Annotated in this window: 22 protein-coding genes; 5 read left to right on the top strand and 17 right to left on the bottom strand. The window is 40.9% G+C overall.

What is annotated here, in order from left to right; all coding sequences use genetic code 11:
* Positions 1 to 610 precede the first annotated feature (610 nt).
* The 5 genes from KZA12_RS13800 to KZA12_RS13780 form a co-directional block, all read right to left on the bottom strand.
* Complete coding sequence (locus KZA12_RS13800) at positions 611 to 1,054, bottom strand: MgtC/SapB family protein (RefSeq protein WP_095570547.1); 444 nt, start codon at positions 1,052 to 1,054, stop codon at positions 611 to 613.
* A gap of 63 nt (positions 1,055 to 1,117) precedes the next feature.
* Positions 1,118 to 2,041 carry a DUF808 domain-containing protein gene (locus KZA12_RS13795; RefSeq protein WP_218690618.1) on the bottom strand — a complete coding sequence of 308 codons (924 nt, stop codon included), beginning with the start codon at positions 2,039 to 2,041 and terminating at the stop codon, positions 1,118 to 1,120.
* 59 nt (positions 2,042 to 2,100) lie between these two features.
* The gene (locus KZA12_RS13790; protein WP_218690617.1) at positions 2,101 to 2,625 is read right to left on the bottom strand and encodes a TIGR00645 family protein; all 525 of its coding nucleotides are present in this window, start codon (positions 2,623 to 2,625) and stop codon (positions 2,101 to 2,103) included.
* A gap of 162 nt (positions 2,626 to 2,787) precedes the next feature.
* On the bottom strand, positions 2,788 to 3,852 hold the full coding sequence (locus KZA12_RS13785; RefSeq protein WP_011512375.1) for a DUF475 domain-containing protein: 1,065 nt from the start codon (positions 3,850 to 3,852) through the stop codon (positions 2,788 to 2,790).
* Positions 3,853 to 4,304: 452 nt separating this feature from the next.
* A complete protein-coding gene (locus tag KZA12_RS13780; RefSeq protein WP_218690616.1) occupies positions 4,305 to 6,077 on the bottom strand; it encodes a potassium/proton antiporter in 1,773 nt (590 codons plus the stop codon).
* Positions 6,078 to 6,249: 172 nt separating this feature from the next.
* Here KZA12_RS13780 and KZA12_RS13775 point away from each other — a divergent pair, with 172 nt between their 5' ends.
* Entirely contained in the window at positions 6,250 to 6,609 is a 360-nt protein-coding gene (locus KZA12_RS13775) for a hypothetical protein (RefSeq protein WP_041753786.1), read from the top strand.
* Between the two features lie 392 nt (positions 6,610 to 7,001).
* On the opposite strand, the gene KZA12_RS13770 is transcribed toward KZA12_RS13775, so the two are convergent.
* Both KZA12_RS13770 and KZA12_RS13765 read right to left on the bottom strand, forming a co-directional pair.
* A complete protein-coding gene (locus KZA12_RS13770; protein ID WP_011512377.1) occupies positions 7,002 to 7,304 on the bottom strand; it encodes a helix-turn-helix domain-containing protein in 303 nt (100 codons plus the stop codon).
* A 1-nt stretch (position 7,305) separates the two neighbouring features.
* Positions 7,306 to 7,653, bottom strand: coding sequence for a type II toxin-antitoxin system RelE/ParE family toxin (locus tag KZA12_RS13765; protein ID WP_011512335.1), 348 nt, complete (start codon positions 7,651 to 7,653; stop codon positions 7,306 to 7,308).
* Positions 7,654 to 7,905: 252 nt separating this feature from the next.
* On the opposite strand from KZA12_RS13765, the gene KZA12_RS13760 reads away from it, so the two are divergent.
* Positions 7,906 to 8,496, top strand: coding sequence for a recombinase family protein (locus KZA12_RS13760; RefSeq protein ID WP_025643766.1), 591 nt, complete (start codon positions 7,906 to 7,908; stop codon positions 8,494 to 8,496).
* Between the two features lie 652 nt (positions 8,497 to 9,148).
* Here the strand turns inward: KZA12_RS13760 and KZA12_RS13755 are convergent.
* From KZA12_RS13755 to KZA12_RS13725, 7 genes are all read right to left on the bottom strand, one after another.
* Positions 9,149 to 9,511, bottom strand: coding sequence for a DUF3817 domain-containing protein (locus KZA12_RS13755; protein ID WP_058023733.1), 363 nt, complete (start codon positions 9,509 to 9,511; stop codon positions 9,149 to 9,151).
* A 333-nt stretch (positions 9,512 to 9,844) separates the two neighbouring features.
* A complete protein-coding gene (lspA, locus tag KZA12_RS13750; RefSeq protein ID WP_037026031.1) occupies positions 9,845 to 10,552 on the bottom strand; it encodes a signal peptidase II in 708 nt (235 codons plus the stop codon).
* A 141-nt stretch (positions 10,553 to 10,693) separates the two neighbouring features.
* On the bottom strand, positions 10,694 to 11,974 hold the full coding sequence (gene ccmI, locus KZA12_RS13745) for a c-type cytochrome biogenesis protein CcmI (protein WP_101211261.1): 1,281 nt from the start codon (positions 11,972 to 11,974) through the stop codon (positions 10,694 to 10,696).
* Positions 11,971 to 12,453 (bottom strand): cytochrome c-type biogenesis protein, encoded by a 483-nt coding sequence (locus KZA12_RS13740; protein ID WP_020443538.1) that lies wholly within the window; start codon positions 12,451 to 12,453, stop codon positions 11,971 to 11,973. The genes ccmI and KZA12_RS13740 overlap by 4 nt, the downstream gene beginning before the upstream one ends.
* Before the next feature lie 83 nt (positions 12,454 to 12,536).
* Positions 12,537 to 13,199: a DsbE family thiol:disulfide interchange protein gene (locus KZA12_RS13735; RefSeq protein WP_011513682.1), complete on the bottom strand. Its 663-nt coding sequence runs from the start codon at positions 13,197 to 13,199 to the stop codon at positions 12,537 to 12,539.
* On the bottom strand, positions 13,200 to 15,248 hold the full coding sequence (locus KZA12_RS13730; protein WP_218690615.1) for a heme lyase CcmF/NrfE family subunit: 2,049 nt from the start codon (positions 15,246 to 15,248) through the stop codon (positions 13,200 to 13,202).
* 121 nt (positions 15,249 to 15,369) lie between these two features.
* Complete coding sequence (locus KZA12_RS13725) at positions 15,370 to 17,586, bottom strand: heavy metal translocating P-type ATPase (protein WP_218690614.1); 2,217 nt, start codon at positions 17,584 to 17,586, stop codon at positions 15,370 to 15,372.
* Between the two features lie 142 nt (positions 17,587 to 17,728).
* On the opposite strand from KZA12_RS13725, the gene cadR reads away from it, so the two are divergent.
* Complete coding sequence (gene cadR / locus KZA12_RS13720; RefSeq protein WP_011513679.1) at positions 17,729 to 18,139, top strand: Cd(II)/Pb(II)-responsive transcriptional regulator; 411 nt, start codon at positions 17,729 to 17,731, stop codon at positions 18,137 to 18,139.
* Between the two features lie 148 nt (positions 18,140 to 18,287).
* Here cadR and KZA12_RS13715 read toward each other — a convergent pair whose 3' ends face one another.
* Complete coding sequence (locus KZA12_RS13715; protein ID WP_011513678.1) at positions 18,288 to 19,010, bottom strand: CHAP domain-containing protein; 723 nt, start codon at positions 19,008 to 19,010, stop codon at positions 18,288 to 18,290.
* 797 nt (positions 19,011 to 19,807) lie between these two features.
* Positions 19,808 to 20,458 (bottom strand): DUF411 domain-containing protein, encoded by a 651-nt coding sequence (locus KZA12_RS13710; protein ID WP_218690613.1) that lies wholly within the window; start codon positions 20,456 to 20,458, stop codon positions 19,808 to 19,810.
* Positions 20,459 to 20,697: 239 nt separating this feature from the next.
* On the opposite strand from KZA12_RS13710, the gene lnt reads away from it, so the two are divergent.
* Complete coding sequence (gene lnt / locus KZA12_RS13705; protein ID WP_181718485.1) at positions 20,698 to 22,266, top strand: apolipoprotein N-acyltransferase; 1,569 nt, start codon at positions 20,698 to 20,700, stop codon at positions 22,264 to 22,266.
* A 186-nt stretch (positions 22,267 to 22,452) separates the two neighbouring features.
* Here the strand turns inward: lnt and KZA12_RS13700 are convergent, their stop codons facing one another.
* Positions 22,453 to 23,379 carry a cation diffusion facilitator family transporter gene (locus KZA12_RS13700; protein ID WP_181718484.1) on the bottom strand — a complete coding sequence of 309 codons (927 nt, stop codon included), beginning with the start codon at positions 23,377 to 23,379 and terminating at the stop codon, positions 22,453 to 22,455.
* A 240-nt stretch (positions 23,380 to 23,619) separates the two neighbouring features.
* Here KZA12_RS13700 and KZA12_RS13695 point away from each other — a divergent pair, with 240 nt between their 5' ends.
* On the top strand, positions 23,620 to 24,009 hold the full coding sequence (locus KZA12_RS13695) for a DUF6122 family protein (protein WP_025652669.1): 390 nt from the start codon (positions 23,620 to 23,622) through the stop codon (positions 24,007 to 24,009).
* The last annotated feature ends 1,144 nt before the right edge of the window (positions 24,010 to 25,153 follow it).

Raw genomic sequence — 25,153 nt, 5'->3', positions numbered from 1 at the left:
TTGTTTGCGCTTGGCCTGGATGTGTTGATTGAGGGCCTTCACTTGGTGTTCTTTAACAATGATAAGACTGTATTTCGACAGTTAGTTAGCTTTTTAACCCCTAAACCTATGAAAATCGGGTGGGGATGATTTTTTTGTCGTGTGCAGAGGTATAAGATATAATAGATCTCTTGCATAAGTCATTGCTAGCCTTTGATACTCCGTTAACGAAGGTCAATAAAACGGTACTTTTGCAAGAGGTCTAATATGTTACTATCTACTAAATTTTTCAGATAGAGCTAATAGATAAGGTATGCCTCTGCCTTACTAATAACAACCTAAGATCGAGGATTTACAGTTGGAGCCTACAGGCGTAAAAAGTTAAAAATACTAAATGACGCAGGAACGCATGTTGTTCTTAAAGTGTCTATTGCTCCTCTGAATTTTATTGAGTATACCTATGGCGAATCAATCAGGTGCCTTCACTGGTTCGGTCCCCTAGTGAGGACTTGAACCTTAGGCTGTGAGATATTGCTATTAGTACTCTAAATCTATTTAGATAAAATCAGTGTACATAGCAATGTAACTTTCAAAATGTAAGGTTGAGTATACAAACCGGGACGAATAATAATTATTCAAGATTATCTTTTACTTTGAAAGGTTCTGAGAATTGTAGAATTAAGAAATTAACAACTGATAATATAATCGCTATCTCATAACGTCCATAAGCAACAGAGATGCCGATAGCAGCGGTATTCCATAAACTTGCAGCTGTCGCAGTGCCTTTTACCGTATTATCACCTTTAAAAATCGCCCCACCACCGATGAAACCCATGCCCGTAATAATAGCGTACATGATTCTCGCTTCGGGTTCTGCTGCACCTCCATGATAGATATCGACAGCCACTAGCATGAAAGCACAAGATGCAATACTGACTAATGGGAAGGTTCTGAGTCCTGCACCCTTATCTTTCATCTCACGATTAAGCGCAATCGGTAGGGAAAGCACGAAAGCAATTGCTAATTGAATCAAATGATATAACATTAATTTTAAGTTTAAATCAAATTCAAACATGGCTTACTGCACTCTTTAAAAGAAGGTTAAAGGTTAAATGAACAAGGGTGATCATCGTTATTTTTAATGCGTCGAAGATGACTTATTACTGCGTAACTTACCAATCATGGTAACAATAGCCATGACAATAACACCGACTACTAAACCTACCAACGCATTTAAAAGCATGGTTGTCACACTTTCAAATATGCCAGTTAGGTGCGCTAAGTCTTCCACTTCATGATGCAAAAAACTGATCCCATGCACTAAGATACCGCCGCCCACTAGAAACATTGCTAATGTCCCAGCAATGGATAAAAACTTCATCAGCTTTGGTGCCGCAGACAATAAAATCCCACCTATTTTCTGCTTTGCACCGTTCGTCTGTTTCATTAGGTAAAGACCTAAATCATCCATTTTAACGATACCCGCTACTAAGCCATAAACGCCTACTGTAATGCCAATAGCAATAATAGACAGCATCACGCTCTTCTCTAAAAGCGTCGCTCCAACTGCTGAGCCGAGTGCAATTACGATAATTTCAGCCGATAGAATAAAGTCGGTGCGCACCGCACCTTTGATTTTGTCCTTTTCAAAAGCAACCAAATCAATCGTCTCATCAGCATTGGCACGTAGACGGGCTATTTGTTCTTCATCGTGAGGTAAGATATGTGGCCAGAACTTATGAATGATTTTTTCAGCACCCTCATAAGCCAAATAGACACCTCCGCACATCAATAAAAACGTGACTAATGGCGGGTAGATGGCACTAATCAGCAACGCTAACGGCACTAATATAAGCTTGTTAACGAATGAGCCTTTGGCAACGGCCCAAACTACTGGCAGCTCACGGTCTGCTTTAACACCTGAAACTTGCTCTGCATTAAGGGCTAGATCATCGCCCAATACACCCGCCGTTTTTTTAACGGCAACCTTGGTCATAAGTGACACATCATCTAATATCACACTGATGTCATCAAGCAAGGTTAATAAACTGGCTCCTGCCATGTGTGCTCCTTTGCGTCTATTTATATAAATTAATTGATAGGTTTTTTATTAAAGTCTTTCTAATGTTTTTTGGTGTCACCGACAATCTTATCCATCAAAGCAAATAACAGGCCTGACAGTACAAACGTCATATGGATAATCACTTTCCACATCAATCTATCAGCATCACCTTCGCTCATCTCTTTAGGTATATCCATAAATGATTTAAGAAGATCAATCGCAGAAATGGCAACGATGGCACCAATCACTTTTAGTTTCAGCCCAGAGAAATTGATTTTTCCCATCCATTCAGGGCGGTCCACATGATCTCCGGTATCAATTTTTGAGACAAAAATCTCATAACCACTAAATATGATGATAAGCAATAAACTTGCGACTAATGACATGTCGATAAGCGCCAACGTACCAACGATGACATCGGCTTCAGATGCACTGAACACATGAGTCGTCATATGCCACAGCTCTTGAAAAAACTTAATAAATAATAAAATGATACCGAGCACCAATCCCAAATAGAACGGTGCTAGCAGCCAACGACTATTAAATATGGTTTTTTCTAATCTTTGTTCAGCTTTCTTCAGCATTTGTGTCTCTTGTTGTGGGTAATATAAATGTTTAAATATGATGTCTATTATTAGGTAATAAAAAGCAATGCATGTTAATAACAGGTTATACCAATTATTTGGTATAACCTGTTATTAACGATATTCTAAGATAATAATTTTTTGCTTTACATTCTCTACACTCTAAGCAGTGAGTTTTGCCTGTTGCTTACGATGTTTCAGTGAAGCAAGCAGGGCCCAACCAATAAAGGCAATACCGATCAGTCCCGTAATAAGCTCTGGCACATGGAATTTCACCGATAACAACATGATGATGGCTAAAGCGCCGATGGCATAATGCGCGCCGTGTTCAAGATAGACAAACTCATCAAGCGTGCCTTTATCAACTAAGAAGATAGTCATCGAACGCACAAACATCGCACCGATTGCAAGACCCAGCATAATCACGATAACGTCATTGGTAATCGCAAATGCGCCAATCACGCCATCGAAACTGAATGAAGCATCAAGGACTTCTAAGTATAAGAAACCGATAATACCGCCTTTCATAATGGCGCTAGTTGCAGCACCAGTACTATTACCTTGAGCGTCTAGTTCTTCTTCAAGATCACCTTCAAGCATACCAGAAACCACTTGTACGCCAAGGTATACCAAGATACCCCAAATACCCGCAATCAATACCGCTGCTGACTGCTCAGGGTTAGCAAATGATACCGCAATCATCAACACGATAAGCGCCACAAACACGCTCATGGCATCGACTTTACCCAGTTTTGCCAAGCGGCTCTCGAGCCAATCAAACCAATGTACTTCTTTATCATCAAAGATAAAGTTCAAGAACACCAATAGTAAGAAGATACCACCAAAGGCTGAGATTTCAGCATGGTGTGCCATTAGTCTTGCCGAGTATTCTTTAGGATCGTTCAATGCCAAATCTATAACTTGCATCATACCAAGATCAGCGGTAACCGCGACGATGACAATAGGGAATACCAAACGCATACCGAAGACGGCGATTAAAATACCGACGGTTAAAAATATCTTTTTCCAAAACTCATCCCAGCCTTTAAGAACTGAGGCATTGACCACCGCATTATCGAATGATAATGAGATTTCCATGACGGCCAAAATCGCGGTAATAGATAAGGTTGCGATCAAACCACCCATCCCGCCATGTGAATATCCCCACCATGCCGCGATCGCTAATGCAATGGCGGTAAAGATGAAGTCTAAATAAAAATGTCTCATGACACATCCTGTCTGGTTGCGTAAAGCTAAGTGTATCTACTAAAAGTATGAGGCATAAAAAAAGTGGCTATCGTGAGCCACTTCCCTATGTGATTTTTAATAGAATATAAAGTATTTTTTTAAAATATTCTATGCAGAATTGTCACTGTATTTTTTATGCTTTGGCGATTAAAAACACCTTATATTTTAATAATAATTCTAAGTATAAGATACTGATCAAATAGAGTTATGCTGCGTAGTTTAGCTTCTGTATTAGCATTACTTAGAAAAATGCGAATTCCACTCACAAATAAAATTTTGCTATTTTGGGTATACCCTAGCGAGACCAGTAAAACAAACCATAATTTGAGCTAATGAGTTACCTAGAATGAACAATGTTAACAGGACTATTAATTATCTTAAATGGTTGCCTTTTGGCTACTAGCCCATGTTATGTCTAATAATGATAGAAACTATGCCACCGCTGGCCCCTCTAGTTGTTTTAGGCCAATCGTTCTCAGTCTTCCTTGGTCATCAACTTCTTTAATGACCAACAACCACTTCTCATTAATCGCAACCGTATCGCCTGCTACGGGTGCCATCTTTAAGCTATCCTTAATGTATTCAGCAACCGTTTGTTCCCACATGTTTTTTGTGTTCAAGCCATCGTCCAGAGACTCGGATTTCATCCTATCGGTAAAGAATGGCACATCTTTAAGTTTGACACTCGGCGATAGCATCCAATCGCCATAAAAATCATCGATGGCTCTACGGTCTAACGTCGTGTCATTAAAAACATTCGCAATCTGATCGGCATAATCGCCACTCATGGCATACCAAACGCTATCGCCAAATTTGAGCTTAGTCTCTTCATTAATTGCCAAGATTTGCTGACCACGCACCAAGGCAAAAACATGAATTCCTTCAGGGCTGATGCGCGTAGAGATGTCCCTCGGATGACGACCAATTGCAAACGCACCTAACTTTACTTCAAATTCATACAACGTAATGCTTGCTCTATCTGACACCCACACTTCATGCTCTTCTTTTGGGCCCTTATTGTTAGGAATACGCACCTTAAACAGATTGGCCATAAAAGGAATGGTCGTCCCTTGTAATACTAATGATAAAACTACCACACCAAAAGCAATATCAAATAGCATAAAGGCATTATCTACCCCTGCAATCACTGGCAACATGGCAAGGGTGATGGGTACCGCACCGCGTAAGCCAACCCAAGAGATGAAACCGATCTCTTTGTTTTTAAACTTAAAAGGTAAAACACTGGTATAGACTGCAATAGGACGAGCCACTAAAATCATAAAGGCAGCAATGGCCACCGAATAAGGCCAAACTTCAAGAACGTTCGATGGTGTGACCAATAAACCCAATACGACGAATAACACCGCTTGCGACAACCACGCAAAGCTGTCCATCACGCGCATGACATGTTCAGTTGAGCGTACCTTATGGTTGCCAATCATAATACCAGCGATAAAGACCGCGAGAAACCCACTACCGCCCAGTAAGTTAGTGGCAGAAAACACTGCTAAACCCGCCGACATTATTAAAATGGCATACATACCTTCTGCCAAATGTATCTTGGGTAATAACCGAGATAGGAAATAACCAAAGAACAAGCCCATTCCTAAACCAAAACTAAGCTGTTGTAATAGTAGGCCTAAGAAGCCTAGCGCTGTCTGTCCGGCAGGATCAACATTTAAAGCAATCAATCCAGTGACTAACAGAATCGCTAAAGGGTCGTTGGCGCCCGACTCTAATTCAAGCGTGGCTTGGACACGATCATTTAATTTAACACCGCCATTACGCAACAGTGAAAATACCGCTGCCGCATCGGTTGAACCCACGATTGCTGCCAGTAATAAGCCAAAGCGCCAATCGACATCCAGCAGCCATGTGACGAATACACCCAGTATCATGACTGTCGCAAGTACGCCCCAAGTGGCCAGTGTGATGGCTGGTTTTAAGCCAACTCGGAATGATTTAACAGAGGTGCGCAACCCACCATCTAACAAAATACAGGCTAGGGCTGCTTGTCCGACAAAATTGGCTATCGCATATTGAGAAAATTCAATACCCAAGATACCTTCTTCACCAGCGAGCATCCCGACGACTAAAAACAATAGCAAAAGTGGAACACCCAAACGCGCCGATAACGTACTTGCCATGATACTGGCGAAAATTAATACTGCTCCTACGAGATACACGATATTTAAGGTATCCATGTTTCATTAAGCCCTATTTTATAATACTAAGCTGTTTTAACCAGAACGGGAGTAACATTTACCCATTGCTTTCAACGGTTAATTATTGTTTTAACATACTCCTTAAGAATAACTGAGCTATGCTTGTATGTTGGTAAATATCTTATTATATTTTCGCTAAATGAGTCATATTATGAAAAAAGAGACACTGACAGGACTGTCTATTATTACATTTGCAGCATTTTATATTTGGATTCAAAATGGCAGTAACCCATCTGATAAAAAAAGAAACACTGAACTCGAACAAGCTCAAAAAACATCAAAGATTGCATTGCTAACGAAGTGCCAGAAAGCAGTACAGCCCATGCTTAAAGGTTTTAAATCTATGGACATTAAACGAAAAAACACAGACTACAGACGATTAAATAATGGTAACTTTGAAGTCATAACACATTACTACGCTGAAGATAGCTTGGATGCGGCCCCGCTCATTATCGTCGACTGCTTATTCGATAAAGATGGCAGTTTATTAGAAACAGGGCAGGTTAAATAACTTCCAGTATAGCTATGGAGCTGTAGTAGATAAGACTTTAAATAACACACCTTTTTCTAAAATTTTTTAAGCTGCTCATGATGCTGGCCATTTGCTCAGCCAGTTTTTTAATATCAGATTGAGTAGTCATTGCTTATTCTCCTGTTATTGAATTATAAGCAGTTGCACAATTTTTAGGAAAAGCTTTTCAATCTGGAATTAAATTACTGGTTCAGTTGGGGTATACCCGAGCGGAACCGGCTAACTCACCCTTCAAACCCATTGATAGACCATTTAAAATGGACTAAAGCAGTAAAACCACTTCAAGCGTACTATTATTAGCATATTTTTAATAAAAAAAAGCCAACCATAAGAGGGTGGCTTATTAGCGTTTGAATCACTCGAATTCATTATTACACATTAAAGCCTATGTGCTTCCCTGTTGGCAGCTCAACATCGATACGAAGCTTACCACCCATAGCTTCAACATATTTTTTCATGGTCGATATTTTAAGATCATTGCCGCGATTTTCTATAGCAGACAATGAAGGCTGTTTAATACCCATGGTTTGAGCCAGCTCTTTTTGAGAGATCTCTAACTCTTCACGGATACGAGACAGCTGGTTTTCTAAAAGCAGTTGCTCTGCCAGTTGTTTAATACGCGCTTGGCTATCCAAAGAGCGCTCAGCTAACATCTCTTGTAATGTCTTAGTCATGTTATGGATCTCCTAAAGTTCTGAGGTGACACTCATACTGTTGGTCTGCAGTGGCTAGCATTTCTTTATAAAAACGCTTTCTATTACCCTTATCACCAATACAAAGCACAATCGCTTGCCGCTTTGGGTCAAAGGCAAAAAAGGCTCTGAGTGGCTTGCCTCTGTGCTGAATACGCAACTCTTTCATGTTGGTAAACTTTGAATCATACACCGTATCTACTAAAGGGCGACCCAAGCTTGGACCTTGCTGTTCTAAAACCACCAAAGCTGCCAGTACTTTTTCTTGCGTTGATTCGTCTTGCTGATCAAACCATTGGTTGAACAGCTCTGTTGTGATGACAGTCCACATATAAAAACCAATATATAGATTATAGTCTATATTATACAGCTAATCGAGACAGTCTGCAATTATAGTGAGCAGCTCTTAACAGCCTATGCTTAGTGGCGACCATATTTTCTATCATTAGCCTATACCTAAAACATAAAACCTTTAAATGATAACCTATCTATCATTAGACTTTTTTATGTTATTAAATGATAGTAATATCTTGCTATTATCAATGAACATTAATTATTAAGTCTAAATAATAGAGGTGGCGTTATGACTGTTCGTATTTATGTGAGAGCCAGCACTAAGGATCAAGACGCGACCAGAGCATTGTCTGACTTGATTAGCTTTAGCCAAAGCTATGATGATAACCATGTTGAGTACGTAGAGCATTTCAGTGGTACAAAGTTAGATAGACCAGCACTCACTAAGTTACTCAATGATGCTGAGCAAGGCGATATATTGCTTGTTGAGAGTGTAGATAGATTGAGTAGATTGTCTCAGGATGATTTTGCTATCTTAAAGCAGCGCATCAAAGATAAAGGTTTGCGATTGGTAGTGGCTGATCTACCAACTACACATACGGTTAGCGAGGGTATGACAGGCGACATCCTTAGGGTAATTAACAATATGCTGATCGACTTATTAGCAACGATGGCAAAGCTTGATAACGATAAGCGTAGAGAACGTATCAAGCAGGGATTAGCAAACAGTGGATATAAACCTACTGGTAAGAAAGCAAATCTAGCAAAACACAATCGTATTAGAGAATTAGACAGTCAAAATAATATGACAAAAGAGGAAATCGCTAAGGCGGTTGGTGTTGGGGTAGCTACGGTTTATCGTGTCTTAAAACAGGGTTAATAGCTGAAGTATTTTAAACATTAATTTACGTTTCTATAGACGCGATGCTATCAAATATATAATCATTAAGTTGATAGATTTTAATCATGTATCTTGATTCAAAAAAACCCTGTATTTGAGTATTTGAGTATTTGAGTATTTGAGTATTTGAGTATCACTTTGCCTTTTTAGCTATGATAGTAATCAGCTGTATCAACTTTGTACGTACTAGCGTTGCAACTGATTTATTTTATATATCGAATGCAGCGACTTTATGCCCATGCTTTGAGCAAATGCTATAAGCTCATTTTTAGCACATATAAGTGGTTCCATTATAGCAGTCTGTTTTGAGTGGTCTGTTAATAGGGTTTTGGGGCTTTTAAGTCGGTTCCGCTAGGGTATACCCTAGGATAATAGGAAATCCATCGCGGATGACAAAACCTGTTTAGCTTTTAAACAATACGGGTTTGTCGATAGTATGTAAGATAAGTTCGAAAAGTGACTAGAGTGTTAGATTATTCATACTGGGTCTGAATTAAAATTTTATTGTGATTAATTTCTGCTCAATGTTATTCATTTGTCGCCATGATGAGTGATGGCGGCTTGTGATTTAGTTAGGAAAAATAATCTTGAGTAATAAGGTACGTTTGTAGCATTTGCAGCAGGGCTTGTTCTAGGCTTCTTTACTTACACTTTCCTGTAAATTCTTTTTTAGTAAATGATCGAATATAAACGGGCCAAAAGGTAAGAGTGAGCCGAGTACGCCCGCAGGTATTGCCCAAAGAGGCATTTTCATTTTGATAGCTGAGCCTATAAGTATTATGATATAGGTAATAAACAATATACCGTGTGCCATACCGATGTATTTCACACCTTCTGGAATGTCCAGCATATATTTTAGTGGCATGGCGATACAGAGCAATAATAAGAAAGAGGTGCCTTCTAGGTAGCCTATAATGGTAAGGCTTTTTAATGCGGCACTTTGTTTTTTTCTAAGATTATGTATTTGTTTGATAGTTAGCTGAGCATGTGACACTATATTATCCTTTTGTTATTTCAATAAATAATTTAGGCGGTATTCAATGTCTTTATAATAATGGCCCTGTCCAGAGCTTTGAAGTACTGGTTTTTGTCATCTACCACTTAGCACGTCACGCCTTCGTCTAGCCACTTCAAAATCATCCTGCGTTCACTCGCATACAATTATGCATTGGGTTTTGGGATATAGAATGAGAGAGTATTTGTATTAATCATATATCACCTTCCAGTTCGCATTTTTATAAACACACTTGAGTATAAAAAGTATCTTTCCGTATAGAGCAGCTATGACGCTAGTTCTTTTTATTTGTACTGATCAATATTCACTTGTTTATTCATTACGCTTACTTTCCAAAAATATCATATCAATTATAATCAACGCTACACCGACACAGACACCTATATCTGCAACATTGAAAATAGGATAATTCCAGACATCAGCATAATGCACATGGATAAAGTCAACCACTTTGCCAATTCTTAAACGATCGATTAAGTTGCCAATCGCACCGCCAAGCACTAAGGCCAACCCCATAGACAATAGCTTGGCTGTACGTGGCGCTTTGATTAAATAAATCGTTAAAAAGATAGCCATTACAAAAGCTAAGCCTGAGAAAAACCATTTCTGCCAACCGCCAGCGTCGGCTAAAAAGCTAAATGCTGCCCCATAGTTATAAGCGAGTGTCCAGTTGAGAAATGGTTCAATGACCGGTACGGGGTCATTGAACGCTAATTTGGTTTGGGCCAACCACTTAGTCCATTGATCAAGTATTAACACCATTATCGCCAACAAATACCAGATAAAAGCGCGACTGCCATTGGCAACCATTTTTGGCATTTTATCCAACTTACCTTTAGGTGTTATCGAGTTGCCTGAAGTCACGTACATAGCTTTAGGCGTATGATTCATGGTTTTAGAGTCAATCGATTGATGAGTACTACTCACAGCTATAGGTACTTTATTGTCAGCAATATTAGTACTAGCCGATTCAACGCTATTCAATTTAGTACTATCTAATCTGTCGGTAGATTCAGTCATAGTTGTTTTCTTTATCTGTGTTTATACAATGAACAATGTTAAACGTATATGTTTTTGGTATACGACTATTAATCGCGCCACTTTTATAAACGGCTCCACTTACCGCTCTGGTGTTATGAAACTTACGGTAATAATTTTTTATTAGGGAATCTGTTGATTGATTTCAACATTAACCTGAGTCTGTTCAGCGCTAATCACTATAGGATTACCCGATAAGTCGCCTGACTCTGCTATGGCATTACCGCTATGACTAATACGAGCAACGACTGCTAACTGAGTTTTGTCACTACGAGCTGAATTTAACGTACGATCTGGCATCATCGCATCAAGATTGCTTAAGCGGATACTAGCCTCACCTTGCTTGATAATACTAATGGGTAAACGTTTGGCGGCAAACGGTGGACCTCCTTTAACGTCACGTATCGCAACAAACAACACATCATCAGCTTTCACTAACGGTAATAAATTAGCGTTAATTTTCACTGTCACGTCAATACCTTCTAGCGCTTGCTTTTCTTGCGTGCTAACGTAGTTGCTTAACTCATCTAAGCTTGCTAAAGCTTTAGTATGATCACCTGGTTTGGCCACAATGCTGCCTTGTAAGCGTTTAATCCAACCTTGCGCTTGGGCAAAGTTACTACTACGAGTCTCACCCATTGCCATGAGCATTTGAGCCCGTTCATGCTGTGGATTCTTAGCTAATATAGCTTGTAATACACGGCGAATATTGGCGTCTAACTGACCTTCATTAACGAAAAAGCTAGTCTGAGCATAAGTGGTGGCGATTTCTTCATTTTCAGGAGCTAAACGATAGGCACGAGATAAGGCTTCCAGCGCAGAATCAGTTGCCTCCATAGATAAGAAAAGCTCGGATAGGCGCATCCAGCGATTAGGATCATCAGCATTACGATGAACATTGGTTTGCATGGCGCTAATCAGTTGACGACCATCTTCAAACGCCCATGATGGCGGCTTGTCAATTTTAGCTGTCAATAGGTCGTCAGCCACTTGTCCTACTTTGTCCTCAGCTGTCCACAAATCAAACACGGGCGTACGATTGCCTATTAGTAAATACGCCATTGCAGCCAATATTGGGATCCAAGCTGCGACAATTAAACGGCTTTTGACATCAGGGGTGACCATAGGTGTTATCTGACGCTGCGCATCTAATAGCTGACGCTCCAGTTCCAGCTTTTGATTTTGATAATGGCTATTATTAATAGTACCGCTGTCTTTATCTGTTTGTAGCTCAGCTAAACGTTCGCGAAATACTGCAACATTAATATCTAGCAGTTGATTGTCTATTGGTTTGGACTGCAAACGCGGTGCTCGTAGCCATGGCATAATAGCAATCAGCGCAAATATAAGGGCAATCAGCAAGCTTAGAGTTACAAATAAGCCAAAAGTAGAAAATAGAGTCATTTTTTGTCCTCTAGGCTAGTAATGTCGTGGTCGACACTCTCAGCTTGCGATAATAGACGATCAAGCTCAGCCTTTTCCGTAGAGGTCAAGGCAGCAGTACTGTTCACTGTGACGCCGCTTTGACCACGGGCAACAACTTGGCGACGCTTACTTTGCCAAAACCAACCAATAATTAAGACGAGCAATAATAGTGGTGGAAAAAACCATAGGATCCATGTTGATGGTCGCATAGGCGGCTTGTAGCTAATAAAGTCACCGTAGCGCTCTTGCATATAGACGCGTATTTCAGCATCACTACGTCTATCTTTAATTAAATCATAGACTTTTTGCTTTAGATCCTGTGCAATCGGTGCATCAGAGGCTGCAAGGTTTTGATTTTGGCATTTTGGGCAGCGAAACTCTTCTATTAATCCACGATACTGAGCTTCTTGCTGTGGTGAGTCAAAATCGTATACGTCAATAGCTGCGTTTGCCGTCATGTTAAGCAGACACGCTAGTATTAAGCTTGCTAGTTTTAAAACTATATTGGGTTTTAGTTGAGGAGCTCTTATTCGAGTAACGTTCATTTGCACATCTCCTCAACCTGAATGAGATCAGGACTATCGTTGTTCTTATTAGCCTTATTAAGTACTGTCAGGCACGGCTTAACACGCTGTTGCCAATTGGCTTCATTAATCTCACCAACAATATGCTGACGAATGATGCCATCTCCATCCACAACAAAGGTTTCGGGCGCACCAGTTATGCCTAAGTCTAGAGCAAACTGACCCAATGAATCCTGAATAGACATAGAAAATGGATCACCGCCTCGGTTTAAGTAACTGAGCGCATTACCAATCTCATCCTTATAATTCACACCAACGATATCAACGCCGCGCTCTTCTAGTTGCATTAAAAACGGATGCTCAATAACGCAAGTTGGGCACCATGAGCCCCAAACATTAAGTAAAAACGGCTTATCCGGCAAATTATCATTGGTGATAGTACGGGTAGTATCTGCTAATAACGGCAGCTCAAAGGTAGGAACCGGACGCTCAAGAGCGGTATTGGTCACAATGTCTGTTGGTTTACCTAAGCGCATGTACAATATAACTACCAAACCAAAAAAGAGGATAAGCGGAATTAAGAACCATAGCTTCGTCTGCTTTTTTTTCATTGTCTTTGGGTTACGCTGCTTACTGTTTTGGCTATCTTTTTGCTCAGGAGTATTATTCGACATAGTCATTTATTTCTCCTTTAGTGTCGACATCGTCGATGCTGAGATTGCCTGTTCAATAGCTACCTCATTGACTCCATCAGTAGCCAGATCACCAGTAACTAGCAATGGAGCTTTAACTTTTTTGATGCGGTATCGTTTATCAAGCATGCTAATTAATCCACCTAGAGCCATGATAATTGCCCCTAACCAAATCCAGCGAATTAATGGTTTTACATAAATCCTTAATGCCCATTGGTTACTACCATCGGCAATAGGTTCGCCCAGTGCGACATAAACATCGCGCATAAGACTGGGGTCAATAGCAGCTTCAGTTGTTGGCATCGTGCTGATAATATAAGTACGCTTTTCTGGAGTCAGTTTCGCCACTTCACGACCGTCTTTGGATACCACCACTTGCGCTTGCGTTGCATCAAAGTTACTACCCTTTATTTCAAAAAATTCAGTTACTTCAAAATCGTAACCTTGAACATTGACTGTATCGCCAATACCCATTGCTACGTCACGCTCAATACTCAGGCTACTAGTAAAGGCTATGCCAATGACAGCAACCAATACGCCAATATGAGCAGTCTGTTGACCCCAATAGCTCAGACGCAACTGCCGCAAACCGTTAAAAAGATTAGGCGCATTCTTAGTTTTATCTTTAAAATCAACTGCCATCCATAGCAGTGCCCAAAAGCTAACGGCTAAAGTCACACCAATATTAAGCATAGACGATGGATTAACAAAGTAAGTAATAATGGCGGCTAATACTAAGCTACTAACGGCGATGACCATGCCTATACCCAGTAGTGGACGGGTGTCTTTTTTCCAGCGAATATTTGAGCCCATACCCATAGCGATTAACAACAGCCATGTCAAAGGCACAAACAGCGCATTGAAGTATGGAGGCCCTACAGATACCTGACCGAGACTAAAGGCATCAGCGATAATAGGATAAAGTGTACCGAGCAATACCACGAGCGTTGCAATCAAGATAATAGCGTTATTAATGACTAAGAAAGACTCGCGCGAAACCAGCTGATACTGACTCTCAACCGTCAAACGCCAACCGCGAACGGCAAACATTAATAGACCACTACCGATGATAATGCCAAGAATAGCTAAGATGACCAAACCACGCGTCGGATCAGCGGCAAACGAATGCACTGAGGTAAGGACTCCAGAGCGTACCAGGAACGTGCCAAGCAAGCTTAAGGCAAAGGCGAAAATAGCCAGCATGATGGTCCATGCTTTAAACACCCCGCGCTTTTCAGTGACTGCTAATGAATGCAGCAATGCTAAGCCGACAAGCCAAGGCATAAACGAGGCGTTCTCTACCGGATCCCAAAACCACCAACCGCCCCAGCCAAGCTCGTAGTAGGCCCACCACGAGCCCAGTGCAATACCAATGGTCAAAAATCCCCAAGCCGCCAGCGCCCATGGACGTGACCAGCGTGTCCAAGCAGCATCTAAACGCCCTTCCCACAATGCCGCCATACAAAATGCAAAAGGCACTACCATACCCACATAGCCCATATATAACATGGGCGGATGAATAATCAGACCGAAATCTTGTAGGACAGGATTTAAATCAGCGCCATCGACCGCTAGATTGGGTAAGGTACGCTCAAACGGTGACGAGGTAAATATCAGCATTGTTAGCATCATTAACTGTACACCGGCCAAAATAACTAATACCCGCGCACGCATTGATAACGGCAAGCCGCGACTAAAGTATGATACCAGTGCACACCATGTGGCCATGATGGTCATCCATAGCAGCAAAGAGCCCTCGTGTCCGCCCCATGTCGCCGATAACTTATAGTACCAAGGCAACAGCGTATTGGAATGCTGCGCGACGTAACTGAGGCTAAAATCATTATAATAAAAACCTGCTATCAAAGCGCCAAATGACGTTATCATGGCGGCAAACTGTGCCCAAGCTAAGCTAGGGGCTAGTCGTTGCCAAGCAACTTGGTTACGAATAACACCAATAGTTGGCAGAATTACCTGCAATAACGCCAATACAAAAGCGGTAAGCAAGGCAAAATAGCCCAATTCTGTAATCAACATACGGTCTAACCTTATTTACTCTAATGCGGTTGCAGTTTACTGTAGCGGTGGAATTTTTATTATTAGAACCCACCCCCGAAATCTGCTGCTATCTCTAGTTTTTAATTGATTTCGAAGGGTTTTATTTAACTACTTTAGGCGGAGTTACCAGTGGAGGCGCGCCTTTAAAGCGCAGTAAACGTAACGCATTGAGAGTAACGAGCACTGTTGCTCCAGCATCAGCTAGAACCGCAATCCATAGTCCAGTAATGCCGAATACGGTCGTGATCAGAAAGACGCCTTTGAGACCTAAAGCGAAAATGACGTTCTGATGAATGTTGCGCATGGTGGCACGCGAAAGTGCGATGAGATGAGCCATGTCTGTAACACGACTTTTTAATAATGCGATATCGGCCGTCTCAATGGCCACATCGGTACCACCACCCATCGCGATGCCAACATCAGCGGTTGCTAGTGCTGGCGCATCGTTAATACCATCACCCACCATCGCTATTTTTCTGTTATTCTTCATCTCGTTAAGCAAGCGCAGTTTGTCCTCAGGCAACAGCTCAGCTTCCCATTCCACGTCTAAATTACTGGCAAGTGCTTGAGCGGTTAAGCGGTTGTCGCCTGTTAGCATGACGGAGCGCACACCCATCGCTTTAAGTTGAGCCACACCTTCATGAGCGTCGTCTCGTAACTCGTCTCTTAGTGCGACCAATCCAAGCACTTCTCGACTTTGCTCATCGAAAAGAACTGAGACGGTCTTGCCCTCATTTTGCAGCGCCTCGATTTGTGCCTGTTGCTCGGCTGAAATTGATGCCTCATCTGCGGCATAAACAGGCGAACCGATAGCTAGCGCGCGCCCAGCGATAGTTGCGTGTACCGCTTTACCCGCAGTAGCAGAAGCTTTAGAAGCCACAGGTATGACAACTTTGGCGGCTTTGGCATGACTGACAATAGCTTCAGCAAGCGGGTGACTAGAACCTGTCTCCACACTGGCAAAGAGCGCCAATACCTTATCTTTACCTTGAGAACCCTGATCCTGAGAATCCTGACCTTGAACACTTGAATACTCTTGTGTAAAGGCAACAACATCGGTCACGCGTGGTTTGCCTTCAGTTAAAGTGCCTGTCTTGTCAAAAGCGACTGTCTTCACTTGGCCGATGGTTTCTAAAGCACTACCGCCCTTGATCAGCAAGCCGCGGCGCGCACCGACCGCTAGACCAGAGGCGATAGCAGCTGGTGTTGAGAGCACAAGAGCACAAGGACAAGCGATCAATAATAAGGCTAGACCTCGATATAACCAAGTTGACCAATCTCCGCCCATGGTTAACGGTGGGACGATGATAATTAGGGCGGCAATAGCCATCACAGCCGGTGTATAGTAACGACTGAATTTCTCAATAAAACGGGCAGTGGGTGCTTTGGAAGCTTGCGCTTGCTCTACCAAATCAATAATGCGCGAAATAGTGTTATCGGCGGCTGTCTTTTCTACGCGCACTTGGAGCACACCATCGATGTTAATTGACCCTGCAAATACATTGTCACCCATCGTCTTGGCAACAGGAACAGACTCTCCCGTCACGGGCGAATCATCAAGGCTGGACGCACCTTGAACAATGGAACCATCAGCAGATACCCTATCTCCAGGACGCACCAGCACAAGGTCATTCACTTGTAGTGAAGTCGCTGGAACGTTACGCTGCCCACCTTGAGCATCAAGTAAAATCGCACTTTTCGGAACCAGCGATGATAAGGCTCTGATGCCAGCGCGAGCGCGATCAGCAGCGATACTCTCAAACAGTTCACCGATTGAGAACAAAAAGACAACCGCTGCGGCCTCTTCAGCTTCACCAATGATAAGTGCGCCAAGCACGGCGACGGACATCAGCGTTTCAATTGAAAAGAATGAACCTGTTTTAGCCAGTGCTAAGGCTTTGCGTGCAAATGGAAAAACGCCTACAATCACAGCGATGGCAAACACCCATATCCCATAAGCGGGGAACAGTAGTGACAGTGCATAAGCGCTGCCCATCAAAATACCGAGACCAACAACCTGTTTGCCTTTTTGAGTTTGCCACCACCGCTTATCCTGCGGAGCCATCTGATTGTCGCTGTCAATATCAATAGCCGATACAGTTTGTTGACCAGTATTGGCAGATATACCGAACCCTAGGCTTTTGATGGTTTTTTCAATATCACTAGCCTGAGTCGGCGCATCAGGGGCCAAGCTTAGCTCTAGCGTTTCTGTAGCAAAATTTAGCTCAACATCAGAAACCCCAGGCATACGTTTCAAAGCTGTTTCAATCTTGCCGATGCAACTGGCACAGTCCATACCTTCAATATGATATTTCATAATAATTTACCCTTTGAATAATGGTATTATGAACCCTCTAGTGGCTTTAGAGTCAAGGTTGTCTATCTACAGTTTTGTAAATTTAATTTCTCTAGCGCCAGTCTTTACAGCCACTTTAATTATTTAAATCATAGAGGTTATTATGACAATCAAAATTGGTGAGCTCGCTAAACGCACAGGTGCCACAGTGGAAACCATTCGCTATTACGAAAAGGAGCACTTATTACCTGAGCCTTCTCGCAGCGCAGGGAATTATCGTTTATATAATGAAGAGCACATTGAGCGTCTACAATTTATCCTACACTGCCGTACGCTTGACATGGCTCTAGACGAAGTACGAATCTTACTTGAGTTTTGGGAGGAACCTGATAAAGACTGTGGTGATGTGAGCTCCTTACTAGATAAGCAAATTTATGCTGTAGAAATACGAATGGAAGAACTGATGCACTTAAAGCAGCACTTGACTGTTTTGCGCCAGAAATGTGCAAGTAGTGCACCAGCGGTATCATGTGGGATATTAAAGGCTCTTGCCGATAATTCTTGTCATGAGTAATGATATTAGTAGTGTTCATTTCTGACTGATCAAATCATGAAAGGTTAAATACACCCTGATGTTAAGCACAAAAAAACCCAGCAATGATATTAAGATCACTACTGGGGTTGGAGGAAATAATAACTATGTTGTGCTGACTTATCAGGTCTTATTTATCATTCATAGCAAGGTAGATATTTCGATCTGATGCGGATGCGTCATCCACGTATTTTGAATCACGCCATGTGGTATAAGCATAGACACCACTGTATGGGCTGATGCTGTTCTGACGGAAATCAGAAATCCAGTTTTCGCCATCAAAGATTTGGATATGGCCATGTGGACGCTTTGATGAGCGATCATAGACAATAACATCACCTACTTGGGTTGGCATATCATTACTGATTTTGCTAAAACCTGCTTTATCAAGCGTGCCACGAGTGGCGTACTGATAGGCTGAAGGATTGGGGGTGAACTCATAACCTGCTGATTGTAGTGCTTTACGTACGTAACGGGCACAGTATCCAGAGCTACCAGATAGAGCCACTCGTGAAGCACGAGCAGCAGCGATAGCGGGGGCTGAATTGCTATCAGGAACTGTATTGACTTGCTGCTGTTGTTTTTCAGCGTATAAGCGGCTGTTTAATGATGAAAGCCGACTCTCTTTTTGCTTAGCCTGCGCACTTAGGTTGCTAATAGCTTGACTGATTTCGTCATTACTAGAAACATAAGCACCACTGCTAGTGCTATAGATGTTTTTTGATGAACCGTAGTTTGATGCCACAGAAGTATTGGTGATGGTATTATTTGTTTGAGAGATTGTGATAGCAGCACCACTCGTTTGTGCTATGCCCATACCCAGTACTGACAAAATCAATAAAGCCTGTTTCATAAATCTAATACCTACGGTTAATTCAAAATGGTCTGTTATCAACAACAGCGCAGTCAATTAAATTTCAACAACTCAAGTATATATACGTCATAGTGACTGATACTTCTGCTGCATATTATTCATATAAAAAATGATTATTGGCGATCACAGCATCATTGAAGTCTTACGAAGCTGTTGCAAATCAAGCTGCTGGCCAAAACACAAAGCCGACTTTAGCATAGGCTGTTTAGCCTGTCATCACCCTTAAAAACCCCAAAAATACTTTTTTGATGTTGAAAAAATTGCTAATATTCCACATTTTACAATGTAAGCTTGTGTAACATATACAGAATATAGCTGACTAAATTGACAACAATTTCTACTGTTTTATAAGCAAAAAAACGTCTGAGGGTTAAATCTAAATTACAGATTTAACCCTCAGACGTTTTTTTATTGGATGAAGTAATTACCCTATATAGGGTCTAACTAATTATTAAGATAATATAATAATTTATAATATTAATATAGATGTTAATTCCCTACTGGCTTATGTAATATTACGTAATTGTTTCGATACATCCTGTATATTCTTGTATTAACCCTTAATTATTTATCTATTTTAAGGGTTAATAACCGATAAATCCGCTTACATTGTCATCAAAAGTTACAAATTCAAAGTTATTTTTGCTTTTAAAGTCGCAATAGCTAATGATTTTTTTGATGAAGAATCATTTTATAAGCAATAGAACAGTCTTATACCTGCCTCATTTACTTTTAACGCTAACACTATAATCAAAGTATTCTTAACTGCTAACACACTATAATTGCTGCTCTACCGATTCAATATCAGCATAAACTTGGGTCGTCCCGTCTTTATTGAGCTGCATAACCTGATAGGGCATGAATTTATTTTGATACTCCATACCTGGGCTACCAACAGGCATGCCAGGTACGGCAAGACCCATAGCTTGTACTGGCGGATTTTCTAAGAACTGCGCCATATACTTAGCAGGTACATGACCTTCAAAGACGTAACCATCCGTAGTGACTACAGTATGGCAAGAACGCATCTCAGTTGGAACGCTGTAGCGCTCTTTAAATACGGCTAAGTCCGCAACATCTTGCGCGGTTGCACTTAGACCATTATCTTCTGCATGACTTATCCATTCTTTACAGCAGCCGCAATTGGCATCTTTATAGACCGTAGCTGAGACGTTTTTTAGTAGGTCTGGTTTACTTACTGACCTTGTCATCATGTGAGCACTTTTAGCGTTTGGTTCATCTTCCTTTAAAGTGATAGCTGTTGCATTTTCGGTTGTTACTGATGTTGTGTTTGCATCAGATACGCCACTACTCGGTTGGCTACAAGCAAATAGTGATGAGGCGGCAAGTAACACCAGCGTACCACGCAACCCCTTAGACAGATGACGATTGAATATAAGACTGGATTTTATTTTTAAGGGGGTCATAGTGCTCTCTCATGTACTGTAAATATTGTGAGCTATAGAAGGTCAAGTAACACTTCATATCGTTTGGTAATGTAGCATAATAACCCATCAAACGGGGTACGTAAATTTATACATTGAGCAGTGCGGACTGGTATCATAAGCAGTTTTTATTTTGAAATGCTGCCTGTAGTATTAACGGGTCTATCTGAGTTTTGGATTTTGATTAAAAATTCAAGGCTCATAATTTTGGATAATTTGCGATGCACCTGTCTACTATTAGTCTACAAAAGCGTTTGAGTACTCACTTAAATCAATTACCGCTATGGCTTACGCTAGTAGCAGCATGGCTTGCAGGGGCTATTTTTTTATTTGCATTATCGCCTTATGGGTTCTGGCCGCTAGCAATAGTATCACCAGCGATTTTATATGCGCTGTTGGTGCCAAATATGAGTGGTCGTCGCGCTTTTATTATCGGTGAAGCTTACGGTATGGGGCTATGGTGCGTCGGCGGCTTTTGGCTCTATACAGCTATCCATGATTATAGCGATACTCCAACGTGGCTCGCATTGATTATGATTGGATTGATGGGTCTCGGTATGGGACTGTTTCATGGATTTTTAGCACTAGCCTTTAACCGTATGGTAGGCAAACAACCCTTTTCATTTGCTGCTCTTTGGGTGCTACAAGAATGGTTAAAAACTTGGTTATTCACAGGCTTTCCGTGGCTGTTTGTTGGTTATGCGTTTACTGAAGAGTATTGGTTATCGTCCTTAGCACCCGTTGCTGGTGTTTTTGCCGTCTCTTTTGTTGCCATACTATTGGCTGCAAGTTTAGTAGAGCTACTGCTTCGGCGCAGTAGTTATGCCGTCGTTTCTGTACTGTTATTAGCCATTAGCACATCATTATGGCTGGTCAATCCGCAATGGACAAAACCTAAGGGCACACCTGATCTGTCAGTGTCATTGATTCAAGGTAATATTTCACAAGATATAAAGTGGCTGACTCAATATCAAGTAGAAACGCTAAAGATTTATGCGAAGTTAACGCGCACTGAGTGGGGACGTGATGTTGTGGTGTGGCCTGAATCATCTATTCCGATGTTTCAGGATGAGGCTGCGGGCTTTATTAGTGAAATGATAGAAATGGCTAATGCGACCAATACGACATGGATAACTGGTATCCCTTATAAGGATAAAGTGGCATTCAATGCCAATACGGATAAGTATCCCCCATTTTACAATAGCGTGATTGCTCGAGGTGTAGAAGCGGAAGGCCTATACAAGAAGCAGCGTCTGGTGCCTTTTGGAGAGTATATTCCATTTGAAGGCGTGCTCGATATTTTCCCAAGTTTGGCCGGTAGTCAGGATATTAAGAGCTATAGTCGTGGTAGTGATCAGCAGTCACCGCTACAGGTGCGTGGACACAATATAGGGACGGCTATCTGTTATGAGGTAGCTTATCCAGATACCACGCGTAAAAATGCAATCGATACTGACTTTTTGTTGACCGTCTCTAACGATGCCTGGTTTGGCACTTCAGCAGGACCATTGCAACATTTGCAAATGGTACAAATGCGCGCTCTTGAGAACGGGCGCTGGTTTATTCGAGCGACCAATACTGGTGTTACCGCTATCATTAACCATAAAGGTCGTATTGTAAAACGCGCACCGCAGTTTGAGCGTACTGTACTACGTGGTGAGATACAGGCACGGGTTGGTAACACTCCCTTTATGCTTATGGGAAATTATCCTATCTTGATAATAATAACCCTGTTATTACTACTAAGCTATTTTGGCCAAGGTCTAACCACACTTAGAAGACGAGGGTAATAGTAAACTTAATCATAATAATTTAATCAGCGTAAGTTTTTTATTTTTTCTAGGTAACGTCCTAACGCACGTAAATATAAAAGTTTTAAACTATTGATCACATAAGAACTGATTGAAAAAATTATGTCGACATAAGGCACGCGCCTCATACTTAAAAAGAGATAGCTATATACGGTCTATCATCTTTTAGTTGATACTTTCATTTAATGCACGCGATTTTTGATTGTCATCTGCCTTAGTACCAAATTCAATAGTTGCATGTTGTATATTCTGATGCGCCAAATCTTCCTTGATGTTTTCTTTCATAGTAATAGTCTCTTCAAACGTTATATCGGTCTTCGGTACAATATGAACTGTAAGAGCATTCTCAGTGGTACTCAAAGCCCAGATATGTAAATGATGAAAGTTTTGAATAAAATTATAGCTCTCTAAGATAGCAGTTATTTTACTGAGATCAACATTTTGAGGTACTCCGTCGATAGCAAGCTTGATACTCTCTTTTAGTAGACCCCAAGTCGATAACAGTATAACGACTGAAATAATCAAGCTAACTAGAGGATCAACGATATTCCAACTTGTATAGTAAATAATAATGCCCGAGATAACGACACCTACAGAGACCAATGCATCTACCATTAGATGCAAGAAAGCACCTTTGACATTAATATCGTCTTTTTGACCTTTGTAGAATGCAAAAGCAGAAACAGTATTTATAAATACACCTATTAGAGCTGTAATAATAATAACTTTTCCTGCAACTTCCGGTATGGTATCAAATCGACCCAAGGCCTCATACGCAATACCTATAACGATTGTAACTAACAATATGGCGTTAATAAGAGACGCCATTATAGAAGCTTTTTTGTAGCCATAGGTATAAAGCGTAGTAGATGCTTTCTGTGCTAATTTCATTCCAATTAACGAGATTATTAAACTGGCAACATCACTTAAGTTGTGGCTAGCGTCTGCGATTAAAGCTAATGAATTGATTGAGTAGCCCACTATGAACTCAATCAGCGTAAATGCAGAATTTAGACCAATTCCAATATAAAAAGCCTTATTCATATTTTTAGGGTTTGGAGCTTGATGACTGTGGTTATCTGGATTACTCATGATTCATCCGTATTTAGATTGCTGCATTTTAATTTGAAGAAAAATATATAAAGTCTATTAAATAGCTATTATGGTAATAAGTCTATATCTCATCTCAACCAGTGATTTTTTGGACAGGTATAATAATGAGAAGGTGAGTGTATGATGTATATATTTCACATGCAGTCGAAAGACAAAAATATCTTATGTTTTATCTGAGATTGATGTGCCACTACAAACTATCTTGAATCGGAAAAATCGATGAGTCAAACCGTTATCCATTATTTTCTACATTTTGGCATGCCGTTGATTATCGCCTATATGTTTTTTCGTAGTGACTATAAGCGAGTTTATTTGATCCTAATAGCAACCATGCTAGTTGATTTAGATCATCTTCTAGCGACACCTATCTTTTCGCCCAATCGTTGTAGTATTAATTTCCATCCGCTACATACTTATTATGCGATGGCAGTATATGCGGGCATGTTGTTTTTACCAAAGCCCTATAAGATAATTGGTTTAGGGTTATTACTGCATATGTTGACTGATTTAAATGACTGTATAATGACCTATATTAATTGTCCACAGTGTTTGAGTCAGGCTCCTGCCCGTGAGTTGGTAGCGTGGTTAGGCAGAGCTATTAAGTTTTAATACGGTTGTGACTACATTCCTTTGTTCAGAGGATATAGTCTAAACAGAGTTTGTGGCACAGCCAGCTATCAGTACAGTGGATAGTGGAGGAATGGTAAAGATAATTTTCAAGTTATACTCCTACTTAAACCACCCTAGTATGGTTGGAAATTTAACGTCTTGTGAGTATGTACTAAATGCTAACTTCAAAATAATTGAAATACTTACGCTAAATGATGATAAAAAAAGCCTAAGCAATTTAATGCAGAACTAGATATTAAAAACCTAGTCTATATGTCAAACAAAAAAATGCCTCTGGGAGTTGACTCCTAGAGGCATTTAGTTTTTAATGTAATTAACGGTTACAGTGTGCGTCAACACGCTGTAACGAACAAATAAGCATGTGAAGTGCGTTATTTGAACAGCATTAAATGCCCGTATAAGTGCATTTTATCTTAAAGTCTGCTCAATATCAATATACCTACCGTATACTTATTCGCTCGTTACATCCTCGTGCAGCTCTCTCTGTAATTGTTACCCGTCAAATGGGTGGCAGGCCTCGGTGACGACTGCGTTTGACATAAGGGTGAGCTCCCTACAGGGGTGACTAGACAAAGGATCAGAGCAACGCAATGAGTGGTTACTTGTGCATATCGTAGCGGTATATTGGGCGAACGCCCTTGCTAGCGTATGACAGCACAGTAGCGGTTATGAGCGTGTCTAGGCGGTGCTATCAGCCGTAATCATAACAGCCGTAGCTTGATACAGTGATACGGTCTTGATGACGCGATGGGCGATGAAGTCGGCATGACTAATCACATCAAATCCAAGGAATGCACTAAAGTGTTTGTGAGTGTTTTTATTATACTCATAACTGCTTTAGGGTGAGTGTTCCTTGAAATCTGCTCAAGGCTCCAAAATCAGCATAAACTCACTTAGGCTAATTTAAGTAGTATATAGCCCACTAGGCTATATACTATAAGAGTCCAGAGAAAAATTTAGAATAGTTAATATACAACAATCACTTATTCAGTGAGTCGATATTGTCATGGTTGATTCATAAGCTTAGTGTGAATAGAACGAGATCTATGTCTTGGGCAAAGTATCTTTCACACTCATAACTGTTCTTTATCTTGAAATCCTAATTAAACTGAAACCTCGAATA

This window comes from Psychrobacter sp. BF1, from assembly GCF_019279065.1.
GTDB classification, from domain to species: Bacteria; Pseudomonadota; Gammaproteobacteria; order Pseudomonadales; family Moraxellaceae; genus Psychrobacter; species Psychrobacter urativorans.
Note: the sequence above shows the minus strand (reverse complement) of the source record. Positions and strands in the feature narration are given on the sequence as shown.